The 25123-nt window shown below is 53.1% G+C and carries 24 protein-coding genes; 7 read left to right on the plus strand and 17 right to left on the minus strand.

From position 1 onward, the window contains the following. The first annotated feature begins 64 nt into the window (after nt 1-64). Both metG and SBG_RS10120 read left to right on the plus strand, forming a co-directional pair. Nucleotides 65-2098, plus strand: a complete 2034-nt coding sequence (gene metG, locus SBG_RS10115; RefSeq protein ID WP_000195328.1) for a methionine--tRNA ligase — start codon at nt 65-67, stop codon at nt 2096-2098. 267 nt (nt 2099-2365) lie between these two features. Then, entirely contained in the window at nt 2366-2824 is a 459-nt protein-coding gene (locus SBG_RS10120; protein ID WP_000703144.1) for a YehR family lipoprotein, read from the plus strand. A gap of 138 nt (nt 2825-2962) precedes the next feature. Here the strand turns inward: SBG_RS10120 and SBG_RS10125 are convergent, their stop codons facing one another. The 3 genes from SBG_RS10125 to SBG_RS10135 are packed head-to-tail and all read right to left on the minus strand — an operon-like array spanning nt 2963 to nt 5881. Next, complete coding sequence (locus SBG_RS10125; protein WP_000950424.1) at nt 2963-3433, minus strand: YehS family protein; 471 nt, start codon at nt 3431-3433, stop codon at nt 2963-2965. Between the two features lie 46 nt (nt 3434-3479). Continuing rightward, nucleotides 3480-4199 carry a two-component system response regulator BtsR gene (gene btsR, locus SBG_RS10130; RefSeq protein WP_000598645.1) on the minus strand — a complete coding sequence of 240 codons (720 nt, stop codon included), beginning with the start codon at nt 4197-4199 and terminating at the stop codon, nt 3480-3482. After that, the gene (locus SBG_RS10135) at nt 4196-5881 is read right to left on the minus strand and encodes a sensor histidine kinase (RefSeq protein WP_000272843.1); all 1686 of its coding nucleotides are present in this window, start codon (nt 5879-5881) and stop codon (nt 4196-4198) included. The genes btsR and SBG_RS10135 overlap by 4 nt, the downstream gene beginning before the upstream one ends. A gap of 222 nt (nt 5882-6103) precedes the next feature. On the opposite strand from SBG_RS10135, the gene mlrA reads away from it, so the two are divergent. Both mlrA and SBG_RS10145 read left to right on the plus strand, forming a co-directional pair. Beyond that, a complete protein-coding gene (mlrA, locus tag SBG_RS10140; protein ID WP_001240383.1) occupies nt 6104-6844 on the plus strand; it encodes an HTH-type transcriptional regulator MlrA in 741 nt (246 codons plus the stop codon). Nucleotides 6845-6903: 59 nt separating this feature from the next. Continuing rightward, entirely contained in the window at nt 6904-7011 is a 108-nt protein-coding gene (locus tag SBG_RS10145; protein WP_001234243.1) for a protein YohO, read from the plus strand. Here SBG_RS10145 and SBG_RS10150 read toward each other — a convergent pair. From SBG_RS10150 to bglX, 5 genes are all read right to left on the minus strand, one after another. After that, entirely contained in the window at nt 6992-7723 is a 732-nt protein-coding gene (locus SBG_RS10150; RefSeq protein WP_000824740.1) for an ABC transporter permease, read from the minus strand. The two genes, SBG_RS10145 and SBG_RS10150, sit on opposite strands and share 20 nt — an antisense overlap. Beyond that, nucleotides 7707-8654, minus strand: coding sequence for an ABC transporter ATP-binding protein (locus tag SBG_RS10155; RefSeq protein ID WP_000569161.1), 948 nt, complete (start codon nt 8652-8654; stop codon nt 7707-7709). Before SBG_RS10155 ends, SBG_RS10150 begins: the two co-directional genes overlap by 17 nt. Beyond that, on the minus strand, nt 8647-9813 hold the full coding sequence (locus tag SBG_RS10160; RefSeq protein WP_001286014.1) for an ABC transporter permease: 1167 nt from the start codon (nt 9811-9813) through the stop codon (nt 8647-8649). Before SBG_RS10160 ends, SBG_RS10155 begins: the two co-directional genes overlap by 8 nt. Before the next feature lie 3 nt (nt 9814-9816). Further along, complete coding sequence (gene osmF / locus SBG_RS10165) at nt 9817-10734, minus strand: glycine betaine ABC transporter substrate-binding protein OsmF (RefSeq protein WP_000155891.1); 918 nt, start codon at nt 10732-10734, stop codon at nt 9817-9819. 187 nt (nt 10735-10921) lie between these two features. Continuing rightward, nucleotides 10922-13219, minus strand: a complete 2298-nt coding sequence (bglX, locus tag SBG_RS10170; RefSeq protein ID WP_000870784.1) for a beta-glucosidase BglX — start codon at nt 13217-13219, stop codon at nt 10922-10924. Between the two features lie 265 nt (nt 13220-13484). Between bglX and dld the strand changes: the two genes are divergently transcribed. After that, nucleotides 13485-15215 carry a D-lactate dehydrogenase gene (gene dld, locus SBG_RS10175; protein WP_000095229.1) on the plus strand — a complete coding sequence of 577 codons (1731 nt, stop codon included), beginning with the start codon at nt 13485-13487 and terminating at the stop codon, nt 15213-15215. Nucleotides 15216-15273: 58 nt separating this feature from the next. On the opposite strand, the gene pbpG is transcribed toward dld, so the two are convergent. Together pbpG and SBG_RS10185 are read right to left on the minus strand one after the other, a co-directional pair. After that, nucleotides 15274-16221: a D-alanyl-D-alanine endopeptidase gene (gene pbpG / locus SBG_RS10180; RefSeq protein ID WP_000911556.1), complete on the minus strand. Its 948-nt coding sequence runs from the start codon at nt 16219-16221 to the stop codon at nt 15274-15276. A 163-nt stretch (nt 16222-16384) separates the two neighbouring features. Next, nucleotides 16385-16972 (minus strand): Yip1 family protein, encoded by a 588-nt coding sequence (locus SBG_RS10185; protein WP_001017061.1) that lies wholly within the window; start codon nt 16970-16972, stop codon nt 16385-16387. A gap of 158 nt (nt 16973-17130) precedes the next feature. Between SBG_RS10185 and SBG_RS10190 the strand changes: the two genes are divergently transcribed. Beyond that, a complete protein-coding gene (locus SBG_RS10190) occupies nt 17131-17700 on the plus strand; it encodes a DedA family protein (protein ID WP_020844715.1) in 570 nt (189 codons plus the stop codon). Nucleotides 17701-17737: 37 nt separating this feature from the next. Here the strand turns inward: SBG_RS10190 and SBG_RS10195 are convergent, their stop codons facing one another. Both SBG_RS10195 and mdtQ read right to left on the minus strand, forming a co-directional pair. Continuing rightward, a complete protein-coding gene (locus SBG_RS10195) occupies nt 17738-18499 on the minus strand; it encodes an SDR family oxidoreductase (protein ID WP_000169620.1) in 762 nt (253 codons plus the stop codon). A 65-nt stretch (nt 18500-18564) separates the two neighbouring features. Beyond that, nucleotides 18565-20001: a multidrug resistance outer membrane protein MdtQ gene (mdtQ, locus tag SBG_RS10200; RefSeq protein WP_001081444.1), complete on the minus strand. Its 1437-nt coding sequence runs from the start codon at nt 19999-20001 to the stop codon at nt 18565-18567. A gap of 317 nt (nt 20002-20318) precedes the next feature. On the opposite strand from mdtQ, the gene yohP reads away from it, so the two are divergent. Beyond that, on the plus strand, nt 20319-20402 hold the full coding sequence (gene yohP, locus SBG_RS21785) for a small membrane protein YohP (protein ID WP_000698460.1): 84 nt from the start codon (nt 20319-20321) through the stop codon (nt 20400-20402). Between the two features lie 57 nt (nt 20403-20459). Here the strand turns inward: yohP and dusC are convergent, their stop codons facing one another. From dusC to gtdA, 5 genes are all read right to left on the minus strand, one after another. After that, a complete protein-coding gene (dusC, locus tag SBG_RS10205) occupies nt 20460-21398 on the minus strand; it encodes a tRNA dihydrouridine(16) synthase DusC (protein WP_001264831.1) in 939 nt (312 codons plus the stop codon). 101 nt (nt 21399-21499) lie between these two features. Further along, on the minus strand, nt 21500-22693 hold the full coding sequence (locus tag SBG_RS10210) for a 3-hydroxybenzoate 6-monooxygenase (protein WP_000170164.1): 1194 nt from the start codon (nt 22691-22693) through the stop codon (nt 21500-21502). A gap of 14 nt (nt 22694-22707) precedes the next feature. Further along, nucleotides 22708-23352 (minus strand): maleylacetoacetate isomerase, encoded by a 645-nt coding sequence (maiA, locus tag SBG_RS10215; RefSeq protein ID WP_000781181.1) that lies wholly within the window; start codon nt 23350-23352, stop codon nt 22708-22710. Nucleotides 23353-23360: 8 nt separating this feature from the next. Then, the gene (locus SBG_RS10220) at nt 23361-24062 is read right to left on the minus strand and encodes a fumarylacetoacetate hydrolase family protein (RefSeq protein ID WP_000186506.1); all 702 of its coding nucleotides are present in this window, start codon (nt 24060-24062) and stop codon (nt 23361-23363) included. Between the two features lie 14 nt (nt 24063-24076). Beyond that, nucleotides 24077-25114, minus strand: a complete 1038-nt coding sequence (gene gtdA, locus SBG_RS10225) for a gentisate 1,2-dioxygenase (RefSeq protein WP_001293314.1) — start codon at nt 25112-25114, stop codon at nt 24077-24079. Between the last annotated feature and the right edge of the window lie 9 nt (nt 25115-25123).

Here is a 25123-nt window from a genome sequence, read left to right on the forward strand (position 1 = left end):
TTAATAATGCCCCTTTTGGTACTATCAAAGCCCCTTTTTTACAATAGAAGAAGTAATACCCACTATGACTCAAGTCGCGAAGAAAATTCTGGTAACGTGCGCGCTGCCGTACGCCAACGGCTCTATCCACCTCGGCCATATGCTGGAGCACATCCAGGCTGATGTCTGGGTCCGTTACCAGCGAATGCGCGGCCACGAGGTCAACTTCATCTGCGCCGACGACGCCCACGGCACGCCTATTATGCTGAAAGCGCAACAGCTTGGTATTACGCCTGAGCAGATGATTGGCGAGATGAGCCAGGAGCATCAGACGGATTTCGCTGGCTTTAACATTAGCTATGATAACTATCACTCTACCCATAGCGATGAAAACCGCGAGCTGTCAGAGCTTATCTACACTCGTCTGAAAGAGAACGGTTTTATTAAAAACCGCACCATCTCTCAGCTTTACGATCCGGAAAAAGGCATGTTCCTGCCGGATCGTTTTGTGAAAGGCACCTGCCCGAAATGTAAAGCGGCGGATCAGTACGGCGACAACTGCGAAGTGTGCGGCGCGACCTACAGCCCGACCGAGCTGATCGAACCGAAATCGGTGGTTTCTGGCGCGACGCCGGTCATGCGCGATTCCGAACACTTCTTCTTTGACCTTCCCTCTTTCAGCGAAATGCTACAGGCGTGGACGCGCAGCGGCGCGCTTCAGGAACAGGTCGCCAACAAAATGCAGGAATGGTTTGAATCCGGCCTGCAACAGTGGGATATCTCCCGCGATGCGCCGTACTTTGGTTTCGAAATCCCCAACGCGCCGGGCAAATATTTCTATGTCTGGCTGGATGCGCCGATAGGTTATATGGGTTCCTTCAAAAATCTGTGCGATAAGCGTGGCGACACAACCCGCTTTGAAGAGTACTGGAAGAAAGACTCCGATGCCGAGCTGTATCACTTCATCGGCAAAGATATCGTCTACTTCCACAGCCTGTTCTGGCCTGCCATGCTGGAAGGCAGCAACTTCCGTAAGCCGACCAACCTGTTCGTTCACGGTTACGTCACGGTGAACGGCGCGAAGATGTCCAAATCGCGCGGCACCTTTATTAAAGCCAGCACCTGGCTGAACCATTTCGACGCTGACAGCCTGCGCTACTACTACGCCGCCAAGCTTTCTTCACGTATCGACGATATCGATCTGAACCTGGAAGACTTTGTCCAGCGCGTTAATGCCGATATCGTCAACAAAGTGGTTAACCTGGCGTCCCGTAACGCCGGTTTTATCAACAAACGTTTTGACGGTGTGCTGGCCGCTGATCTGGCCGATCCACAGTTGTATAAAACGTTTACTGACGCTGCGGCAGGGATTGGCGAAGCGTGGGAAAGCCGGGAGTTTGGTAAGGCGATCCGCGAAATCATGGCGCTGGCTGACCTGGCTAACCGCTATGTGGACGAACAAGCGCCGTGGGTGGTTGCCAAACAGGAAGGCCGCGACGCGGACCTGCAGGCAATTTGCTCGATGGGCATCAACCTGTTCCGCGTGTTGATGACGTATCTGAAGCCGGTGCTGCCGACGCTCTCTGAACGCGTTGAGGCTTTCCTCAACTGCGAACTGAGCTGGGATGCTATCGAACAGCCGCTGCTCGGTCACAAGGTGAATACCTTCAAGGCGCTGTATAACCGCATCGACATGAAACAGGTTGAAGCGTTGGTCGACGCGTCGAAAGAAGAGGTAAAAGCAGCAGCGGCCCCGGTGACCGGTCCATTAGCCGACTTCCCGATTCAGGAAACCATCACCTTTGACGATTTCGCCAAAGTTGACCTGCGCGTAGCATTGATTGAAAACGCCGAGTTTGTGGAAGGCTCTGACAAATTGCTGCGTCTAACGCTGGATCTGGGTGGCGAGAAGCGTAACGTCTTCTCCGGTATCCGCTCCGCCTACCCGGACCCGCAGGCGCTGATTGGCCGCCAGACGGTTATGGTCGCTAATCTCGCACCGCGCAAAATGCGCTTTGGCGTTTCCGAGGGAATGGTAATGGCAGCAGGTCCGGGCGGGAAAGACATCTTCCTGTTAAGCCCTGATGACGGCGCGAAGCCGGGTCAGCAAGTAAAATAAGCAATCAGCCGGAGTATACTCCGGCTTTTTTATCAGATTCATCCGGGTGGCGACGCCCCCCTTATCCAGCCAGGCTTCAGGCAGTATCTATCCTGCGCATTTTAATTTTTTCCTTAATAAGCAATAGCGTTAATGATCCATATCCGGACTGCTAAATAACCGCTAAAAGTCATATCCTGTTCCCCCTGATACATTGCTATTTGTGGGTCACATTAATTCATTGTAATTATTTTAAAAACCCAATCATTATATAAAACGGAGTTTTAGATGAAAATTTCTGGCAAGTTATTATCCGCAGCATTGACTTCCGTACTGGTATTCACTCTTGCTGGTTGCGGCGATAAAGAAGAATCAAAAACCTTTAACGCTAACCTGGCGGGTACAGAAATCTCCATTACTTATACCTATAAAGGCGACAAAATTCTTAAGCAAACGTCTGAAAGTAAAATCAGCTATGCCACGGTAGGCGCCAAAACAAAAGAAGAAGCGGCTAAAATTCTCGATCCGTTGAGTGCGAAATATAAAAATATCGGCGGAGTGGAAGAAAAACTCACCTATAAAGAGACCTATGCCCAGGAAAACGTCTCTGTGGATATGGAAAAAGTAGACTTCAAGGCCTTACAGGGCGTTTCAGGGACGATGGTGTCCGGCGATACCAGTAAGGGCATCAGCATGAAACAAACCCAGACGCTGCTGGAAGCCGCGGGTTTTAAAGAAACGAAATAACCGGCAGACGTGCAGGCAGGCAACATACCTTGTATAGTGTTGCCTGATAGCGTTGCGCTTATCAGGCCTGCATTCGGAAATATGATTGGCAGGCCGGATAAAACGCTCACGTTGCTATCCGACACCGGGCAGTCCAACTCAGGCTTTCGCCACATGTTCGCGCGCCGCCAGGCCGCGCAGGAAATAACGCAGGAACTGGTCGCCACATTCCCGGAAGTTTTTGTGGTCCGGCGCACGCATCATGGCAGTGATCTCCGGCATCGAGACGCGGAACTGCTGGCCGGTAAGTATCGCCAGAATATCATCCGTTTTTAGCGAAAAGGCGATACGCAACTTTTTCAGTACCACGTTGTTGTTGATGCGACGCTCCGGCGTCAACTCTGGCGCCGTCTCATCTTTGCCACGTTTTTCGTAAATGAGGCCGTTAAGAAAAGAGGACAATACGATATCCGGGCAACGCTGAAACCCCTCTTCCTCTTCTTTGCGCAGCCAGACTGCAATCTGCTCCGGCGTAGCGTCAACGTTACCCAGCGCCATGATGCGCACCAGATCGGTATTATTAGCTTTCAGAATGTAGCGCACGCTACGCAGAATATCGTTACTCAGCATGAGACCTTCGGTCGTTTCTATGGCAAAACGATATTCTAACAGTCTTTCACAGGCCAATCGCCTCTTTTAAACTTTTCAGATAGCGGCGGCTCACCGGCACCGTCAGACCATTACGTAGCATCAGCTCTGCCTGCCCATTATCTTCCAGTCTGATTTCCTGCAAATGAGCCATATTGACCAGATACTGGCGATGGCAGCGCAGTAGCGGCGTCCGGCTTTCCAGAGTTCGCAGCGTCAGTTCGGTAAATCCCTCTTTCCCTTCGCTACTGGTCACATAGACCCCACTCATACGACTACTGACGAAAGCCACATCATTCATTTGCAATAAATAGATCCGGCTGTGCCCGGTACAGGGGATGAATTTTAGCGCCTGTTGGTTTTCCGGCAGCAATGACACATCCTGTTTACTACGCTCCTGACGCAAACGGTGTAACGTTTTCTCCAGCCGCTTCTCTTCTATCGGTTTGAGCAGATAATCAAAAGCGTTCTCTTCAAAGGCTTTGATAGCGTATTCATCAAATGCGGTCAAAAAGACGATATACGGACGGTGTTCCGGATCAAGCATTCCTACCATTTCCAGTCCACTGATACGCGGCATCTGAATGTCCAGAAACAGAACATCCGGGCGCAACTTATGCACCGCGCCAATTGCTTCAACCGCATTCGAACACTCGCCAACGATCTCAATATCATCCTGCCCCAGGAGCAGAACCCGCAGATTTTCTCGCGCTAACGGCTCATCATCCACAATCAGCACTTTAATCATGCGTCCTCCTCCAGTGGAAGTCGTAAAGTGATTCGGGTAAAGCAGTCCGGCTCGCAGACCACGCTAATGCCATAATCATCGCCAAAATGTTCGCGCAGACGTTTATCCACCAGGCTCATCCCCAACCCGTTGCCGCTGGCGGAAGGCATATACAACCCCGCATTATCTTCAATATCTAATATCAGATATTGTCCTTCGCGCCGGGCGTTAATAGAGACTTTACCGGTATCAAGCAGTTGCGATGTACCGTGTTTAATCGCGTTCTCTACAATCGGCTGTAGCGTAAACGCCGGTAATTTCTGGTGCGCCAGCGTCTGTGGAACATCAAGATGAATTTGCAGGCTCGACTGAAAACGCGCTTTCTCAATTTGCAGATAAGCGTTTACATGCTCAATTTCATCAGCCAGGGTGACAATTTCCGACGGGCGTTTTAAATTTTTGCGAAAAAAGGTCGAAAGATATTGCACCAGCTGACTGGCTTGCTCACTGTCGCGACGAATCACCGCTTTAATGGTATTTAGCGCGTTAAACAGAAAATGTGGATTCACCTGTGCGTGCAACAGTTTAATCTCTGACTGCGTCAACAGCGCCTTCTGCCGTTCGTACTGCCCGGCAAGGATCTGTGCGGATAAAAGCTGCGCAATCCCTTCCCCCAGCGTGCGGTTAATTGAACTGAAAAGTCGATTTTTCGCTTCGTATAATTTAATGGTGCCCATCACTCGCTGATTTTCGCCACGCAGGGGGATCACCAGCGTCGAACCCAGTTTACACTGTGGATGGAGCGAGCAACGGTACGGCACCTCATTGCCATCAGCGTAAACCACTTCTCCGGTTTCGATCGCTTTTAGCGTATAACCTGATGAAATGGGTTTTCCTGGCAGATGGTGATCATCGCCGATGCCGGTAAAAGCCAGCAATTTTTCACGATCGGTGATCGCGACCGCGCCAATATCCAGCTCCTGATATAGCACCTGCGCCACTTTCATACTGTTCACTTCGTTAAATCCCTGACGCAAAATCCCTTCCGTGGACGCGGCGACCTTCAGCGCGGTTGCCGAAAATGCCGACGTATATTTTTCAAACATGGCGCGCTTATCGAGCAAAATACGCATGAACAGCGCGGCGCCGACGGTATTTGTCACCATCATCGGCGCAGCAATATTACTGACCAAATGCAGGGCATTTTCAAACGGTCTGGCTATTAATAAAATGATCAGCATCTGCACCAGTTCAGCAACAAACGTAATCGCCCCCGCCGTCAGCGGGCTAAACACTTTGTCCGGGCGTCCACGGCGTATCAAAACGCTGTGTACCAGCCCGCCCAGCAGCCCTTCGACGATGGTGGAGATCATACAACTCAACGCCGTCATCCCCCCCATAGAGTACCGATGTAATCCGCCGGTCAGGCCAACCAGCCCACCGACAATCGGCCCGCCGAGCAAACCGCCCATTACCGCGCCAATTGCTCGGGTATTGGCAATCGAATCTTCGATATGTAGCCCAAAATACGTGCCCATAATGCAGAAGATAGAAAACGTGACGTAGCACAGGAGTTTGTGCGGCAGACGAACGGTTACCTGCATCAGCGGGATGAACAGGCGCGTTTTACTCATTAGCCATGCAATGACCAGAAACACGCACATCTGCTGAAGCAGCAGCAACACCAGATTAAACTCGTACATACCCACAAACCACACTTTAATTAAAAGCGCGTAACATACATTGAGTACGATTAACTTTCTTTGAACTGTTACATAAAAATATGAATTCGTGAGTACGATCACTTAAACACCCCGCCGCGCGCTGCGACGTCGCGTTTTAATGCATAAAAAACAGGCAAAACTTCCTGGTTCGTAAAAGAGCGTCTAAAGTTAAACCGGGACCGCGCGAGCAAGGGTGAGACGATGGCGCTTTACACAATTGGTGAAGTGGCTTTGCTTTGTGATATCAATCCTGTCACGTTGCGCGCGTGGCAGCGACGTTATGGACTTTTAAAACCGCAGCGAACAGATGGCGGCCACCGTCTGTTTAACGATGCCGATATCGACAGAATTCGCGAAATCAAGCGCTGGATAGATAACGGTGTTCAGGTCGGCAAGGTAAAAGTGCTGCTCAGTAACGACAGCGATGACACCAGCGATCAGCCTAACGGCTGGCGCGAGCAACAGGAAATTCTGTTGCACTACTTACAAAGCAATAATCTGCACAGACTGCGACTATGGATCAAAGAACGCGGTCAGGACTACCCTGCACAAACGTTGACCACTAATCTGTTTGTTCCTCTACGGCGGCGATTACAGTGCCAACAGCCAACCCTACAGGCGTTACTGGGTATTCTCGACGGTATACTGATCAATTATATTGCGCTTTGCCTGGCGTCTGCGCGTAAAAAGCAAGGTAAAGATGCGCTGGTGGTTGGCTGGAATATTCATGACACCACGCGACTGTGGCTGGAAGGCTGGGTCGCCAGCCAGCAAGGGTGGCGCATTGATGTGCTTGCCCATTCGCTCAACCAGCTTCGCCCGGAGTTGTTTGACGGCAAAACGTTACTGGTGTGGTGCGGAGAAAACCAGACGCTGGCGCAGCAGCAACAGCTCACAGCATGGCGCGCCCAGGGGCGCGACATTTATCCCCTTGGCACGTAAACAGAAGCTAACAAATTAGCTTTATTGTATACTCCTTTTGTTAACATAAGGAGTACATAATGCGCTTAGCGAAAATCGGTGTGATCGCACTTTTCCTGCTGATGGCTATCGGCGGCGTCGGCGGCGTGATGCTGGCAGGTTATACGTTTATTTTGCATGCCGGGTGATCGCGTGTCCCAGCCTTTCAAACAGGCGATCGATAATGATCGCCGCCAGCGCAACCAGCACCGCCCCCTGAATAACATAAGCCGTATTAAAGCCACTCAGCCCGATGATAATCGGTGTACCTAATGTACTGGCTCCCACCGTTGAGGCAATGGCTGCCGTACCGATATTAATTATCACCGAAGTCCGGATACCCGCCAGAATCACCGGCGCGGCCAGCGGTAATTCAACCTGATACAGCTGTTGCCAACGACTCATGCCCATACCGCAGGCAATGCTCATCACGCTGGCAGGCACTGCCCCCAGACCTGCCAACGTTGCCTGCAGAATTGGCAATATGCCATACAGGATCAAGGCAATAATCGCCGGTTGCTGACCAAACCCCATTACGGGTACTGCAATCGCCAGCACGGCTACCGGCGGAAAGGTCTGCCCGACGGCGGCGATAGTCTCCACCAGCGGACGAAACGCTTTCCCGCCCTCTCGCGTGACCGCAATCCCTGCGCCGACCCCGACGGCGACAGCAAACAGACTTGAGACGCCCACCAACCAGAAATGGGCGAGTGCAAGGGCGATAAAACTCTCCTGCTGGTAGACCGGGCGCGGTAGATCGGGAAATAGCGCGCCGAAGAGCGGCTGGCTGTAGGGTAATCCAAACAACAGAAGTAAAAACAGAACAATAAGCCAGAGCAACGGATCAGCCAGTCGTTTCACGGGTGGACGTCTCCGAAAGCAAGTCGCGGAAATGAAGCGTACCGCAGGGTTCGCCCTGCTGATTAGCCACGGGCAGAATATCGCACCGACGCGCGACAAACATCGATAGCGCATCACGTAGCGTCATGCCCTCCACCAACGCGTCGCCGCTTAGCTGCTCATGCCGTCGTACATAATCGCCTACGCTGCGCAACGAAAGCAGCCTTACACCCAGTTCGCTGCGGCCAAAAAAGGCCTGCACAAAATCATTTTCCGGGGAGGTCAACATGGAAAGCGGCGATCCCTGTTGAATAACGTTGCCGCCATCCATCAGCACCAGATGGTCGGCGAGACGCAGCGCTTCGTCAATATCATGCGTTACCAGTACGATGGTGCGCCCCAGTAGACGATGGATGCGCGTCATCTCCTGTTGTAACGCGCCACGGGTAACCGGGTCCAGCGCACCGAAAGGTTCATCCATCAGTAAGACCTGTGGGTCGGCGGCCAGGGCCCGCGCGACGCCGACCCGCTGCTGTTGTCCGCCGGAAAGCTGATGTGGATAGCGATCACGCAACGTACTTTCCAGTCCCAATAAAGCCATCAACTCATCAATACGATCGTTAATCCGCGAACGCGGCCATTTTTGTAGTTGTGGTACGGTGGCGATATTTTGCGCCACCGTCCAGTGAGGAAAAAGGCCGATTGACTGAATGGCATAGCCCATACGCCGGCGCAGTTCAAGCACCGGCAGGCTGCGGATCTCTTCCCCGGCAAAGCGGATCGTCCCACTGTCATGTTCCACCAGTCGGTTAATCATTTTCAGCGTGGTTGACTTTCCTGAGCCGGAAGTGCCAATCAGTACCGAAAAGCTGCCTTCGCTAAAGTGCAGGTTGAGATCGCTGACGGCCTGCTGATCGCCGAAGGTTTTACTGACATGGTTAAATTCAATCATCGGTTGCTCCCTTCAGAAACGCGATCCCTAAATCAAACAGCGCGTCTATGACCACCGCCAACGCAATCACCGGAATGACGCCTAATAAGACCAGATCAATAGCGCTGCTCAACAGCCCCTGAAATACCAGCGCGCCAAAGCCTCCCGCGCCAATCAGCGCGGCGACGACGGCCATCCCTACCGTCTGTATCATTACCACCCGCAGGCTACGTAAAAAAACCGGTAGCGCCAGCGGTAGTTGAACATGTCTGAAGCGCTGGCCTGTGCTCATCCCCATTGCCCGTGCGCTCTCCAGCACATCGCGCGGCACCTGGTTGAGCCCGGCGACCACGCCACGAACCAATGGCAACAGAGCATAAAGCACCAGCGCTATTAACGCAGGCGTCATGCCAGTGCCCGCTACGCCAAGCGTCCCGAGCCAGGGAAACTGTTTCACCAGTCCGGCCAGCGGCGCAATCAACAGACCAAACAACGCAACGGAAGGAATGGTCTGGATCACATTCAGCACGGTAAATACCGGCCCCTGGCGCGAGGCAGAAAAATAACACCAGATGCCCAACGGCAAGCCGATTGCCAGCGCCGGCAGTACGGTACCCGCCAGCAGCATCAAATGTTGAACCAGCGCGGCATCAAAAACGTCCTGGCGATTGGCATACTCTTTCAGAAGCGAAAGGTTGTCTAACGTGCCTGAAAACAGCAGCAACAGCGGTATAATGACGATTTGCACATGCAATAGCCAGCGCCGTAGCGGCTGGACGGTAAGACGGCGAATCGCATCGCTACAGGCCAGCAGTGTCAGACCGAGGCCGAGCCACAATCCGCTGCCCAGACTGGTACGCGCCAGCGGACTGCCCTCCTGCGCCAGCTGCGTCGCGGCTCTGCCCACGCCCCACAGCATCATAATGAAAAGCGCCTGCGCCACTATCAGCGTCAGCACGCTGCCACGTTTACCGGGCACAAAACACAGCGTGAACAGAACACATCCTGCGCCGGCCAACATCCAGATGGTCGACGGCCAGATATCCCATAGCTGACGCCCCTCGCCGCTCACCAGACGATTTGGAGCATAATTAATGAAAGGAAGCGCTGCAGCAAGCAGCGTCAGAATAACTAACAGCAACAGCACACGATTAATCGTGATTTTGGCAACATCACTCACAAATTACTTCACCCACCCTTTTTGCCTGAGGTAATCTGCGGCGACTTTTTTCGCATCCAGCCCTTCAACAGCAATTTTGGCGTTTAACTGTTGCAAGGTTTTCTCATCAAGACTGGCAAAAACTGGCTGTAACCAGTCGGCCATCTGCGGATAGGCCTGTAACACCGCCTCACGCACGACTGGCGCAGGCGCATAGATAGGCTGAACGCCCTTTGGGTCGCTCAGGGTTTGCAGGCCCAGCGCGGCAACCGGGCCATCGGTTCCATAAGCCATCGCAGCATTAACGCCAGAGGTCTGCTGTGCGGCGGCTTTGATTGTGACCGCCGTATCACCGCCGGCTAGCGAGAGGAGCTGGCTCTGATTCAGGGAAAAACCATAGGCCTTTTCAAACGCGGGCAGCGCATCCGCCCGCTCGATAAATTCTGCAGACGCCGCCAGCTTAAAGACGCCCCCCTCTTTCAGATAACGGCTCAGGTCGGCAAGCGAGACGAGTTTATTTTTTTCGGCCACATCCTGACGTACCGCAATGGTCCAGGTATTATTGGCGGGCGCGGGCGTCAGCCAGATTAATTTATTCTGTTCCGCATCTCGTTTTTTGACTTTCTCAAAGCCCTGCTGCGCATTTTTCCAGGCCGGATCGTTTTCATCCTTAAAAAAGAACGCCCCGTTACCGGTATATTCCGGATAGATATCCAGTTCACCCGCGGTAATCGCACCGCGAACGACTGGCGTCGTCCCCAGCTGGATTTTATTAACCGTCTTAACGCCGTGGCTTTCCAGTACCTGCAAAATCATATTACCGAGCAGCGCACCTTCGGTATCAATCTTTGACCCGACCGTCACAGGCGATGCAGCCTGAAGAGGTAAACTCACTGTCGCCAACAGCGCCAGCGAACTTACCCATCGCTTTGAGATCGTCATGATGTTTCCCTCATTCTTTTACGGCCTTTTTCAGAGACGTGAGGAAAAAGCATAGCTGAAAAGTCTGCGTTTAGCCTGGCATTTGCAGATTTTTCGGCAACTTAAGTGACATGAGTGGCAATAAAAGTCCGACAAAGAACGTCATTGCAAAACAGGGCGCAGATAGTGCGCCCTGTTGGCGGCAGGCTTACAACAGTTCAAACGATGCCGGCTTAACGCGGGCGGAGTCCACGCCGATAAAAACGTTGAATTTGCCGGGTTCTGCGTCATATTTCATTCGCTGATTCCAGAATTTCAACGCATTGATATCAATCGGGAAACTCACCGTTTTAGTCTCGCCAGGCTTGAGGATGATTTTTTCAAAGCCTTTTAACTGCTTCACCGGGCGGCTCATTGACGCCGTGACATCCTGTAAATACATCTGGATGACCGTTGCCCCTTCGCGTTTACCGGTATTCGTCACTTCGACGCTTGCGGTGACCTTGCCATCACGTTTCATGGTTGGTGCGGAAAGCGTAACGTCGGACACCTTGAACGTGTTATAGCTCAAACCGTAGCCAAACGGATAGAGCGGACCATTCGCTTCGTCAAAGTAACGTGAAGTATATTTGTCTGGCTTTTCCGGATTATACGGACGTCCCGTATTGAGATGGCTGTAATAGACCGGAATTTGTCCCACCGAACGCGGGAAGGACATCGGCAGTTTGCCTGACGGGTTGTCATCGCCAAACAGCACATCGGCTATCGCGTTGCCGCCTTCCGTCCCGGCAAACCAGGTTTCCAGAATCGCATCGGCCTGTTGATCTTCTTTTACCAGCGCCAGCGGCCTGCCGTTCATTAACACCAGCACCAGCGGTTTACCAGTGGCTTTCAGAGCAGTGATTAAGTCGCGCTGGCTCTGGGGAATGGTGATATCGGTACGGCTGGAGGCCTCATGCGCCATCCCCTGCGACTCCCCCACCACTGCGACAACCACATCAGCCTGTTTCGCCGCCTGTACCGCCTCATCAATCATCGCCTGCGGCGAGCGAGGATCAATTTTCACCACCTCTTCATACAGGTTTAAGAAATCTACGATATCTTTATCATTGGTGATGTTCGCCCCTTTGGCATACAGCACCTTACCGCGCTCACCCAACGCGTTTTTAATCCCCGTCAGGACGGTAACTGACTGGTCGGCGACGCCTGCGGCAGACCAACTCCCCATGATATCACGCTTGCTGTCAGCCAGCGGTCCGACTACGGCGATAGTAGCGTTTTTGCTAAGCGGCAGCGTATTGAGGCGATTTTTAAGCAGTACCAGACTTTCACGCGCGACTTCTCGCGCCTCTTTACGATGCAGGCGACTTTCGGCGTTGGTATCCACCGGGTCGCTTTCTTTCGGCCCCAGATGGCTGTACGGATCGTTAAACAACCCCATATCATATTTGACATTCAGCACGTGGCGGGTGGCGTCATCCAGCTCCGCCATCGTCACCTTACCGCTCTTGATAAGCCCGGGCAGATATTTGCTGTAATACTCATCCGCCATGCTCATATCCACCCCTGACTTCAGCGCCACGCGCACCGCGTCTTCCGGATCGGTAGCCGTACCGTGTTTAATCAGTTCTTTAATGGCGCCATGGTCGGAAACAGTAATGCCCTTAAACCCCCACTGATGGCGCAGAACATCTTTCAGCAGCCAGGCATCTGATGTCGCCGGGGTGCCGTTAAGCGAATTTAGCGCTATCATCACCGCGCCGCTGCCCGCATCCAACCCTGCTTTGTACGGCGGCATGTAGTCGTTAAACAGGCGCTGCGGGCTCATATCCACGGTGTTGTACTCTTTACCGCCTTCAACGGCGCCATAGGCGGCAAAATGTTTCACGCTGGTCATCACCGAGTAGCGGTCCGCCGGGCTTTTGCCCTGCATCGCTTTCACCATGGTTTCGCCCATGATGGAGGTTAAATATGTATCTTCGCCAAAGCCTTCGGAGGCGCGTCCCCAACGCGGATCGCGGGAGACATCCACCATCGGCGCCCAGGTCATATTCAGACCATCATCCGCCGCTTCATACGCCGATACGCGTCCTACGGTTCTTACCGCATCCAGATTAAATGTAGAAGCCAGTCCGAGGCTTATTGGAAAGACCGTTCGCTGGCCATGTACCACGTCATAGGCAAAAAAGAGAGGAATTTTCAGACGGCTCAATGCCATTACCTGATCCTGCATTTGACGAATATCCTGACGGGTGACGGTATTAAAAATCGCCCCGACCTGCCCGTTTTTGATCATCTCGCGAATAGCGTCTTTCGGATTCTCAGGACCGACGCTAATCAGACGCAGCTGTCCAATTTTTTCATCAACGGTCATTTTCTTGAGTAAATCGGTGACAAACGCGTCGCGCGCTTCAGGCGTCAGCGGGTGATTGCCAAACAGGTTTTCTGCCAATGCTGGCTGCATCGCCAGACTCACAGCAACCCCTACTGAACAAAACCATTTCATGTTGTTCTCTCTTTATCTTTATCCCGACGAGGCGGTAAAAACAGAATAAAAACCGCAGTTTGCCATAAGCGTAAACGTGAGAGGAGAAGAAAGCGAAGGTTATTCACTTAATTTTCTGCACAACCGAATCCGAAAACACCGTCGAAGGGTATCAGAGCGGCAAATGAGCGCAGCCAATGCAGATACAATTTGAATGAGAAAGCGTATTGTCATACAAAGCGCTATGCTTAACGCTGATATTTTGTCCCACCACAAGGAGTGGAGAATGTCTTCCATAACAATGACCGATAATAAAGAGTTCCTCAATGAGCTGGCCCGCCAGGTTGGCCATTCTCACCTGCTGACCGATCCTGCAAAAACCGCCCGCTATCGCAAGGGTTTCCGATCCGGCCAGGGCGACGCGCTGGCCGTCGTTTTTCCGGGTTCATTACTGGAGTTGTGGCGCGTGCTCAACGCCTGCGTTAACGCTGACAAAATTATTCTGATGCAGGCTGCTAACACCGGACTAACCGAAGGCTCCACGCCAAACGGCAACGACTACGATCGCGATATTGTTATCATCAGCACCCTGCGGCTGGATAAGCTGCACTTACTGGATAGCGGCAAACAGGTTCTGGCCTGGCCCGGCACAACGCTCTACTCGCTGGAAAAAGCGCTTAAACCGCTGGGCCGCGAACCACATTCGGTGATTGGCTCGTCGTGTATCGGCGCGTCGGTTATCGGCGGCATCTGTAATAATTCCGGCGGTTCGCTGGTACAGCGCGGCCCGGCCTATACCGAGATGTCGCTCTTTGCCCGTATTGACGAGCAGGGAAAACTGCAGCTGGTCAATCATCTGGGGATTGATCTTGGGAACACACCGGAGCAAATCCTGAACAAGCTGGATGACGAACGGATTAAAGAGGAAGATGTGCGCCATGATGGTCGTCATGCGCACGATCACGACTACGTGACGCGGGTACGAGATATCAACGCCGATACGCCCGCTCGCTATAACGCCGACCCGGACCGTTTGTTTGAATCTTCCGGCTGCGCCGGAAAACTGGCGGTTTTTGCCGTTCGGCTTGATACCTTTGAAGCGGAAAAAAATCAGCAAGTCTTTTATATCGGCACTAACCAGCCAGCAGTACTGACGGAGATTCGTCGGCATATTCTGGCAAACTTCGACAACCTGCCAGTCGCAGGAGAATATATGCATCGCGATATCTACGATATTGCGGAGCAGTACGGTAAAGATACCTTCCTGATGATCGATAAGCTCGGCACCGACAAGATGCCGTTCTTCTTTACGCTAAAAGGCCGTACTGATGCAATGCTGGAAAAAGTAAAATTTTTCCGTCCGCATTTCACTGACCGCGCGATGCAGAAATTTGGCCATCTGTTTCCCGGCCATCTGCCGCCGCGGATGAAAAACTGGCGCGACAAGTATGAGCATCATCTCCTGTTAAAAATGGCGGGAGACGGCGTCGCAGAAGCACAACGCTGGCTGAATGAATTTTTTAAATCCGCTGAGGGCGGTTTCTTCACCTGTACGCCGGAAGAAGGCAACAAAGCCTTCCTGCACCGCTTCGCCGCTGCTGGCGCGGCAATTCGCTATCAGGCTGTACACGCTAATGAAGTGGAAGATATTCTGGCGCTGGATATCGCTCTGCGCCGCAACGATACCGACTGGTTCGAGCATCTGCCGCCGGAAATCGACAGCCAACTGGTACATAAACTCTATTACGGCCACTTTATGTGCCACGTTTTTCATCAGGACTATATCGTGAAGAAAGGCGTCGACGTCCACGCGCTGAAAGCGCAAATGCTGGCGCTGTTGCAGGCTCGCGGGGCGCAATACCCGGCGGAACACAACGTTGGACATCTGTATAAAGCGCCGGAAGCGTTGACGCGTTTTTATCGGCAAAATGACCCGACCAACAGCATGAACCCTGGTATTGGCAAAACAAGCAAGCGGAAATTCTGGCAGGAAAGCACGCCCGACGAGACGCATTAATACCATGCAGTTTGCCGTGAATGCCCGGCGGCGCGATGCCTGCCGGGCCTGCGGCAACTTAATCGTTCTGTGCGGTTTGCGCCCCGGCACTGGCGCTGGCTGCCGCCATTTGCGCGGCTTTTTGCTTTTTATAGCTCAACGCGGCAGCCGGAACGGGCATGACTTTACCGGTTTCAATCCATGTACGCAGGCGACTGGCGTCCGCAAAGTGGGTATATTTGCCGAACGCATCCATGACCACCAGCGCGACCGGTTTGTTATTGATCACGGTACGCATCACCAGGCAATGCCCCGCCGCATTGGTAAAGCCGGTTTTCGTTAACTGGATATTCCAGTTATCACGGTAGACCAAATGGTTGGTATTGCGAAACGGCAGCGTATATGCCGGATGCGAGAATGTCGCCATGTCTTCGCGCGTGGTGCTTAGCTGGCCAATCAGCGGGTATTGCTTCGTGGCAATCAGCAGTTTTGTTAAGTCCCGTGCGGTCGAAACGTTATGAATCGACAACCCCGTCGGCTCAACAAAGCGGGTATGCGTCATGCCCAACGCTTTCGCCTTCGCATTCATCGCTTTAATAAATGCGTTATAACCGCCGGGATAATAGTGCGCCAGACTGGCTGCTGCCCGGTTTTCGGAAGACATCAGGGCCAGCAGCAACATATTTTTGCGGCTAATTTCGCTGTTCAGGCGCACGCGGGAATACACCCCTTTCATCTCCGGCGTCTGGCTGATATCAACTTTCAGTTTTTCATCCAGCGGCAGCCGTGCGTCGAGCACGACCATCGCCGTCATTAATTTGGTTATCGAAGCAATTGGCCGCACCAGATCCGGATGATTCGAATAGATCACTTTATTGGTGTTGAGATCAACAATCATTGCGCTACCGGAAGCTATCTCAGGTTGAGACGCCGCGGTTGTCGCTGCCGTTTTCGCCACGGCTTGTGGGGCAAAAGGAACGGCCAACATCAGAGCAAGGCTCAGGAATGAAGCTCGGAATTTCAGCATGATGAGATTTCTGATAATGATTCACGCGCGTCGTGACGCACACCGCCTGAGCAAAGGTTTTACTCAAGCTAGCAGTGGCATCATAGCGGCACGCCAGCGATGCCGCCACAGAAGAATCGTTAGAAAATGCGCTCTTGCTGGCTTTTACGGCAACCTGTCTCGCTCAGAACAGACGGTATCCGTATCCCCACAGGATAACGGTAATCGCCAGCAGCACCTCCAGCACCAGCACGCCGATGGCGAGCGTCGAGCTGGAAAAGCGCAATCCTTCTTCCTTATTAATATTGAGGAAGGTCGGGATACCCAGATACAGCAAATAGCCGGTGTAAAAGAGCGCCACGGCGCCGATCAGAGCGCACAGCCATACCAGCGGATAAAGCGCCACCAGCCCGCTTAAAAAAAGTGGCGTTGCCACATAGCCGGCAAAAACCATACAGCGCGCAAGCGTTGGCCGCTGTGGATAGTTTCGCGCCATCCACCAAATAACGCGCCCCATCACGGCGACGCCCGCCAGCATTACGCCATAGAACAGGAGAGCCAGCGCAAAACCGGTAAACAGAGAGAGTTGCAACACGTTGCCGTCACCAAAATTCCAGCCAATTTGCGTCGTGCCAATAAAAGCGCTGACGACCGGAATCGCCGCCATCAGCAGAACGTGGTGCGTATAGTGATGCGAAACGGTTTCGTTTTCGCTTTTGATCACCTGCATTTCCCGATCGGGATGGGAAAAAAGCCCCCATACATGGTTCATACTGCCCCCTTCTGGTGCCTCGGATGTCAGTATGTTCAAGTATAATTCATATCATGGTTATTTTATGAACAATAACAAAATCGTTTCCGGCAAAACGCTGGCTTTGCCGCGCACAAGTCTTGCCAGGGTGTATGCTTAATGCCGGAGGTTGTTTACGTATGGATATTAATACGCTTATTACGCATTATGGCTATGCGGCGCTGGTTATCGGCAGTATGGCCGAAGGCGAAACTATTACCCTGCTGGGCGGCGTGGCGGCGCATCAGGGGCTGCTCAAGTTTCCGCTGGTGGTCGTGGCCGTCGCGCTGGGAGGGATGATCGGTGACCAACTGCTTTATTTGTTGGGACGATGCTATGGTGGAAAGATCCTGCGCCGTTTTTCCCGCTACCATACTAAAATTCGTCATGCGCAGAAAATGATCCAACGCCATCCGTATCTGTTTGTGATCGGTACGCGCTTTATGTACGGATTCCGGGTGGTTGGCCCGTTACTGATTGGCGCCAGCCGCCTGCCGCCTAAAATTTTTCTGCCGCTGAATATTTTCGGCGCGCTGGTCTGGGCGTTACTGTTTACCTCGTTGGGGTATCTTGGCGGCGAGGTGATCGCGCCCTGGCTGCATAACCTCGATCAGCATCTCCGACACGGATTCTGGCTGATTCTGGCGGTGGTACTGGTGGTCGGCATACGCTGGTGGCTGAAAAGACGCGGCAAAGCGAATGCCCGTTAACGCGGATGGCATAACGCCGCCATCCGGTATGCTACGTTTATTTCGCGTTGAATTGCGGATTCACCAGCATAAAACCGCCGTCGACAATCAGTGACTGGCCGGTGGTATAACTTGCCCCTTGCGAACATAGCCAGGCGACAAGGCTGGCTATCTCATGTGTAGAGCCTGGTCTGGCGATGGGGATCGACGGTTCCGATCCCGGTTCGATGTCGCTGTCGTCCATATCATTCATCGGCGTGGCAATCGCGCCCGGCGCGACGGCGTTGACCAAAATATTATGCTCAATCAGTTCCAGCGCCATGGATTTGGTTAACCCACCGAGCGCATGTTTCGCGGCGGTATAGGCACTGGCTTGTGGAAGCGGCGTATGCTCATGGACGGAGGTAATATTGATAATACGTCCCCCCTCCCCCTGTTTAATCATATGCCGGGCGGCGATTTGCGCGCAAAGAAATGCGCCGTCAACATCCACGGTAAAAATTTGCCGCCACTGCGTAAACGGCATATCGATAAACGCGGATTTGCTCATCGCTCCGGCATTATTAACCAGCACGTCAACGCGCCCCAGACGCTGGATAAGATGTTCAATGGCCTGTGCGCCCTCGGGTAACTGACTCAGATCAAGATGAACAGTCTCTGCCCGCACGCCAAATTGCGCCGCTTTTTTTGCCGTCTCCTGCGCGCCGCGTTCATCAGAATGCCAGGTGATACCAATATCAAAACCGTTTTGCGCTAATAACAACGCACACGTTTTGCCAATTCCCGAATCTGATGCCGTTACAATTGCCACTTTGGTCATATTGCTCTCCGGATGAATCCTACACAGCCTAAGTATAGAAACCCTGCCTGATTCATCCGGAAAAATCAGGAATGATAACCGCCACCCAGTGCGCTGGTAAGCTGGATGGAGGCATCAAGCCACTGCCCCTGCAACATTAAACCGTTGCACTGTTCGCGCAATGCCGGAATTTTGGCCTCGCTCACGCGGGAACCGGCGATAATACCGGCATTAAAACGCGCCTGCGCCAGGCCGACAACGCGCTGTGCGTCATGCTCAATTTGCTGCTGATGCTGATTTTTCTGCGCCAGCGTCTCCACCTGGCTGGCGGCGCGCGCCACGTCATTGACAGCATCCACCACCGCTTTGTTATAGCTGGCGATCGATAAATTGCTTTGCGCTTTGGCGATATCAAGATTGGCGTTCAGTCTGCCGCTGTCAAAAATTGGCAGCGTCAGCCCGCCGGTAATGCCATATTGCTGCGCGGAATGGCGGAACAGATCGCTCAGATGTAACGCATCCTGCTGCAAGAAAGCCATCAGGTTAATATCGGGATAAAACGCCGCTTTCGCCGCGTCGATGCTGCTTAATGAGGATTCAATATACCAGTGTGCGGCCTGTAAGTCCGGTCGCCGCGCCAGCAACGAATAGCCCAACTGCGACGGTAGCTGACTTTCAACAGTAGGAAGGCTCACCTGGCGCAGTTTTAGTGCCGATGATTGTGTATTGGTTAACGCGCTGAGCCGCGCTTCAATGACCTTCATTTTGCCGTTGACGTCATTCAACTGCTGCTGGGTTTTACTGGCGTCGATATCAGTCTCGACCCCTTCGACAGAAGAGGTAATACCGTGTTGATACAATTCCCGATTTACCGCCACCACGTTTTGCTGCTCATGCTCAATTTGCGTCAGCACATTTTTCAGCGCCGCCTGTGTCTGCCATTCCCAATAAAGCCGCGCCACACCGCTTGCTAATAATTGCCGGGTCTGTTCCTGCTCCGCTTCGCGGGCTTTGACGGCGCCGATCCGTGCGGTCACTTCAGCCCGGTTTTTACCCCACAAATCCAAATCCCAGCCCGCCGTCAGGCCGAATGTACCATTGGTATACCACGGTCCGGTCGTACCCGCCGCAGGATCGGTAATAGCAAACGGCCCCATCAACCCTTCAGCTGACATCCGCTGGCGCTCTACATCGGCAGAAAAATCGAGCTGCGGACCATCCTGCGCCTCAACCGCTTTCGCCTGTGCTTCCGCCAGTTGGATACGCTGTTCAGCCACCTGCATATCTGGTGAATGCTGTAAGGCATTATCAATCAACGCGTCGAGTTGTGCGTCGTGATAGGCCTTCCACCACTGACTGTCCGGCCAGCCATTTTTCAAGGCCGCCGGCAGGGTGGCGTCAACATAAGAAGAGGGCGTCTGCTGGGTCAGCGACTGACGGCTATTGTGCATGGGCGCGCAGCCCGCCAGCAAAATAAAAAATGGTAAGCTCGCTGTCGCGGCAAGGAAAGAATTACGGTTCATGAAGGTGTTCTGATAAAAAAAGGTGCGCAGAGAGTACGTCTTACCGCGATCTATTTTTTAGTTACGCGTGGCAATACATCTTCAGACAATAAAAGACATATCTAGAAATTTATGTAGCACTCAAATAATTTCATTTGATACATTTTAAAATCAGATATTTCAACAAGAAATACAAATAACTCATTGATAATACAGATATTCATCTGCAACACGCGCCAGCAGTCTTCTCCGGGTAACAGTTTCCTTGTCCGGTAAGGCAGCAGAGGTATTAATACTTTCCTATACTTTGTTTGTATTTACCAATAAAGGGACAAACAATGAAAATTCTTCTATGGGCAATCTTAATTATTTTTCTGATTGGGCTGTTGGTGGTAACGGGCGTGTTTAAGATGATTTTCTGATTCCTGCGCCGGGCAGCGATAATGTCTGTCCGGCACACGTTCTGGACGCTGTAGAGATTAGATTTTAATAGCCTGAATCGCCCGCGCAATCTCGGACGAACGGTTTAACGCCCGAATCGACTGAAAGAGTTCCGTCGCCTCAATATATTCCTTACGTAAATATCCCAACCACTGTTTAATACGCGCGACATGATATAAACCAGTATCGCCCTGCTTTTCCAGTCGGGTATATTTTTGTAATAACGTCACCACTTCCGGCCACGGCATACGCGGCTCGTTATACTTCACCACCCGGCTCAGGTTAGGAATATTTAACGCCCCGCGGCCAATCATCACCGCATCGCAGCCGCTGGTCGCCATACATGCCTGCGCGCTCTGCCAGTCCCAGATTTCGCCATTAGCGATAACCGGAATAGTCAAACGCTGGCGTATTTCACCGATCGCCTGCCAGTCGATATGCTCGGCGCGGTAGCCCTGCGCTTTGGTACGGCCATGCACCACCAGTTCACTGGCGCCGGCCTGCTGAACGGCATCGGCGATTTCAAATTTTTTATCGCCGCTGTCCCAGCCGAGACGCACTTTTACCGTTACCGGTAGATGCGACGGCACAGCATCCCGCATCGCTTTCGCGCCCTGATAGATGAGTTCAGGATCTTTTAGCAATGTCGCGCCGCCGCCGCTGCCGTTTACCACCTTTGATGGGCAGCCGCAGTTCAGGTCCACACCATACGATCCCAACGCCGCCGCCCGCGCGGCATTTTCCGCCAGCCACTGCGGATGCTGGCCCAGAAGCTGAATGCGTACTGGCGTACCGGACGGCGTACAGCTGTGGTAACGTAATTCCGGGCAGATACGATGAAACACTTTTACTGGCAGAAGCTTATCCACCACGCGCAAAAATTCGGTGATACAGAGATCGTAGTCATTTACTTCCGTCAGAAGTTCGCGCACCAACGCGTCAAGCACGCCTTCCATTGGCGCCAGTAAAACCCGCATATTGGAATCCACAACAAAAAAGAGGCGCTATCATAGCGCCTCTCTGCGATGAGCAAAACTTTTTGCCGGATGGCGGCACAAACGCCATCCGGCCTTCGTACTTAGCGCGGCTCAAGACAGTTGTCGTCCTTCCAGCCGTACAGCCATTCAATACCGCGATAAAACGCCTCCTGCGATTTCCCTTTCCACAACAGATTGCGTACCTGACGCTCCACGCCAGCGGCGTGGTAGAGACGCCCCATCTCCCGGGTAGACCAGACGATACGTGCCGTACGGGGAATACGCACCGATTCGTAAAGCGCAAATGCCTGCTGAGCATCGCCGTCGCAGCGTTCCAGCGCTTTGCCCAGCGTAACGGCGTCTTCCAGCGCCATACAGGCCCCCTGGGCCATATATTGCGCCACCGGATGCGCAGCGTCGCCCACAAGGGTGATGCGTTCGGTTCCCCATTTCGCGACTGGCTCACGATCGGCAGTCGACCAGCGGCGCCAGGAGGTCGGCTTATCCAGCATCTGACGCGGGCGGGGATGAATACCGGCAAAATAAGAGAGCACCTCTTCTTTACTACCGTCTTTTACCCCCCACTCTTCCTGTTGCCGACTATGGAAGGTCACGACCAGATTGTACTGTTGGCCTCCGCGCAACGGATAATGTACCAGATGGCAATGTGGCCCAGCCCACAGCACCGGGGCGTTAATACGTAAGTCTTCCGGCATATCGTCGCAATCTATCACTGCCCGGTAGACTACATGTCCTGTCACGCGCGGCGCATCGCCGAGCAAACTTTGCCGTACCACTGACTTAACGCCGTCGCAGCCCACCAGAATATCCGCTGTCCAGCTATTTCCCTGCTCGTCAAACACGGTAACGTCATCCGGCGTCTGGCGAATATCAACAATATGGGTCGAGGTACGATACTCCACGCCAGGGTGCTTCAATGCGGCCTCCCACACCGTGCCATGAATATCTACCCGGTGAATAACGGCATACGGCCCGCCAAAATGGTCCCGGAACGCCTGTCCGGTTTCAATGCGCACCACTTCTTCGGCGTTCACGGCATCCATCATCGTAATATGATCGGTAAACACTGCGCGCTGGCGGGCGACATCCCCCACACCGAGACTATCAAGCGCCGAAAAAGCATTCGGCCCAAGTTGGATGCCTGCGCCGATCTCGCCAATTTCGTGCGCTTTTTCCAGCAGCATGACTTTTATTCCCTGGCGCGCCAGCGATAGCGCGGTTGCCGCGCCGCCGATCCCGCCACCTACAATAATGGCGCTTGTCACTTTCGTCATGGTCGTTCTCCTTTTCAGGCCGGAATTTTATCTTGTTGGTTTTCCGGCGCGGCGGCAATAAACGCCGGCAACAGCGTGCAGGCGTCATAAACGGCTTTGCAACGCGGATAACCTGACAAATCGCAGCCCATTCTGAGCGCATTTGCCCACTGCGGGATCAGGCAGCAGTCCGCAAGGCCCGGTGCATCGCCTATACAAAATGCTCCGGACTGGCTTTTACGCAATAGTTGTTCCACCGCGCTTAACCCCTGCTGTATCCAGTGGGCGTACCACCGTTTTTTATCCTCTTCGCTCACCTTCAGCTCATCGGTCAGGTAGCGCAACACGCGCATGTTATTGATTGGGTGTATATCGCAGGCGATAGCGTAGACAATTTCCAGCGCCTGGCTGCGCGCCGGGTCGCTCATCGGCAGCAGCGGCGTTTGCGGAAAATGTCGGTCCAGCCAGTCAATGATCGCCAGCGATTGCCCCAACGATTCGCCGTCATCAGTCACCAGTGTCGGCACCAGACCTACCGGGTTCATTCGCCGGTAGGCCAGCGCATTCTGCTGACCGATACGAATATTGACGCCCACCGTCTGGTAATCGATCCCCTTTAACGCCAGCGCAATACGCACGCGATAAGACGCCGAACTATTAAAGAAACTGTACAGCTTCATCGTTCACCTCAGACAATTTTCACAGCAATTGGCGTCAAACCTTCCACATTCCCGGTAATCACATCCCCTTTCACCACCGCGCCTACCCCCTCTGGTGTGCCAGTGAAGATCAAATCGCCTGGCTGCAATTCAAAGAAACCGGACAAATAGCTGATGGTTTCATTCACCGACCAAATCAGGTGGCGAATATCGCTGCGCTGATGATCTTCGCCATTAACCTGTAGCCAAATAGGGGCGTTATCCACACCGTGCGTTTCAGCGGCTTTATGCAATGGCGCAATGGGGGCGGAGAGATCGAACGCTTTGCCGATTTCCCACGGTCTTCCCATCTGGCGCATTTCCATCTGCCGATCGCGGCGCGTCATGTCCAGACCGGTGGCGTATCCCCAGACATATTCATGGGCTTTTTCTACGGGAATATCACAGCCCTTTTTACCAATCGCCACCACTAACTCAATTTCATAATGGTAATTATCGGTCTGCGCCGGATACGGCAGTTCCAGCGTTTCTCCTGCCGCAACCGGGACGACAGCGTCTGCGGGTTTGCAAAAGAAAAACGGCGGCTCGCGATCGGGGTCAAAGCCCATTTCGCGGGCATGAGCGGCATAATTGCGACCGACACAGTAAACACGGCGTACCGGAAATTGTTCATCGCTGTCGACAACGGGTACCGTCACCGGCGCCTGTGGCTGGAATACATAATTCGTCATTTTTTCTCTCCCAATTAATAACGCGCTTCGCGGAACAGCCCCAGGGCTTCCTGAACCGGCTTGTCCGAGAAGCTGAATAACACCGTGTCTTCATTGCTGCGAAACGACACGTCATGCCAGGTCGGCGCCACAAAAATATCTTTTGCGGAAAAATGGAATGTTTCTTTACCGATAGTGACTTCACCTGCCCCTTCAACAACATGGTAGATAGTACTATCGGTACTTCGTGCCACACGAGAAGCAAAGCCTTTTGGCAGTAGTTGCAGGAACGCGCCCATTGATGGCATCGGATAACCGCCAGTGACTGGATTAACGTAACGCAGTTTGTAACCTTCCCACTCGTCCGGCTCGCCCATACGCGTCAGATCGTGCAACGCTTCGCGGCTACGGTCATAGCGGTAGTTAAAAATCGGTGAAGAGTTCCCGCTCTGATGGCGCAGCGGCAGCATATTCGCGGCGTAGCGCGGTAAATAATCGCCCTCTTTTCGCGTCACCGGCTGCTGATCTTCTGGATAGTCTTCTGCAAAACCACAGCCCAGAAGGTTGACTAACGGTAGATCAAGACCATCCAGCCAGACCACCGGCTCTGAGCCCGGATTACCGTGATCGTGCCAGCGCCACTGCGGCGTCAGGATAAAATCGCCGGTATGCATTGACGTGCGCTCGCCGTCCACGGCGGTAAATGCGCCTTTACCTTCGACGATAAAACGCAGTGCCGACTGGTTATGGCGATGGCTCGGCGCGACTTCGCCAGGCATGATCAACTGTAATCCGGCGTATAACGTCGCCGTAATCGACGACTGACCGCGCAAAGCCGGATTTTCCAGTACCAGCACCCGGCGGATGGCCTCTTTCGCGCCAATTAAATTGCCGCTTTCCATCAGCAACGGACGAATTTCCTGATAATTCCAGTAAGCTGGCGCGCAGTTAGCGTTTGGCGTCTGTGGTACCAGGTGATGCAACGATTCCCACAGCGGCGTCAGGTTGTGCCCGGAAATATGCTGGTAATATTGCTGACGGCTATTTTTTACGTTCTGATTCATTTCAGACATGGAGATTCT

The sequence above is a fragment of the Salmonella bongori NCTC 12419 genome, assembly GCF_000252995.1.
Taxonomy (GTDB): Bacteria; Pseudomonadota; Gammaproteobacteria; order Enterobacterales; family Enterobacteriaceae; genus Salmonella; species Salmonella bongori.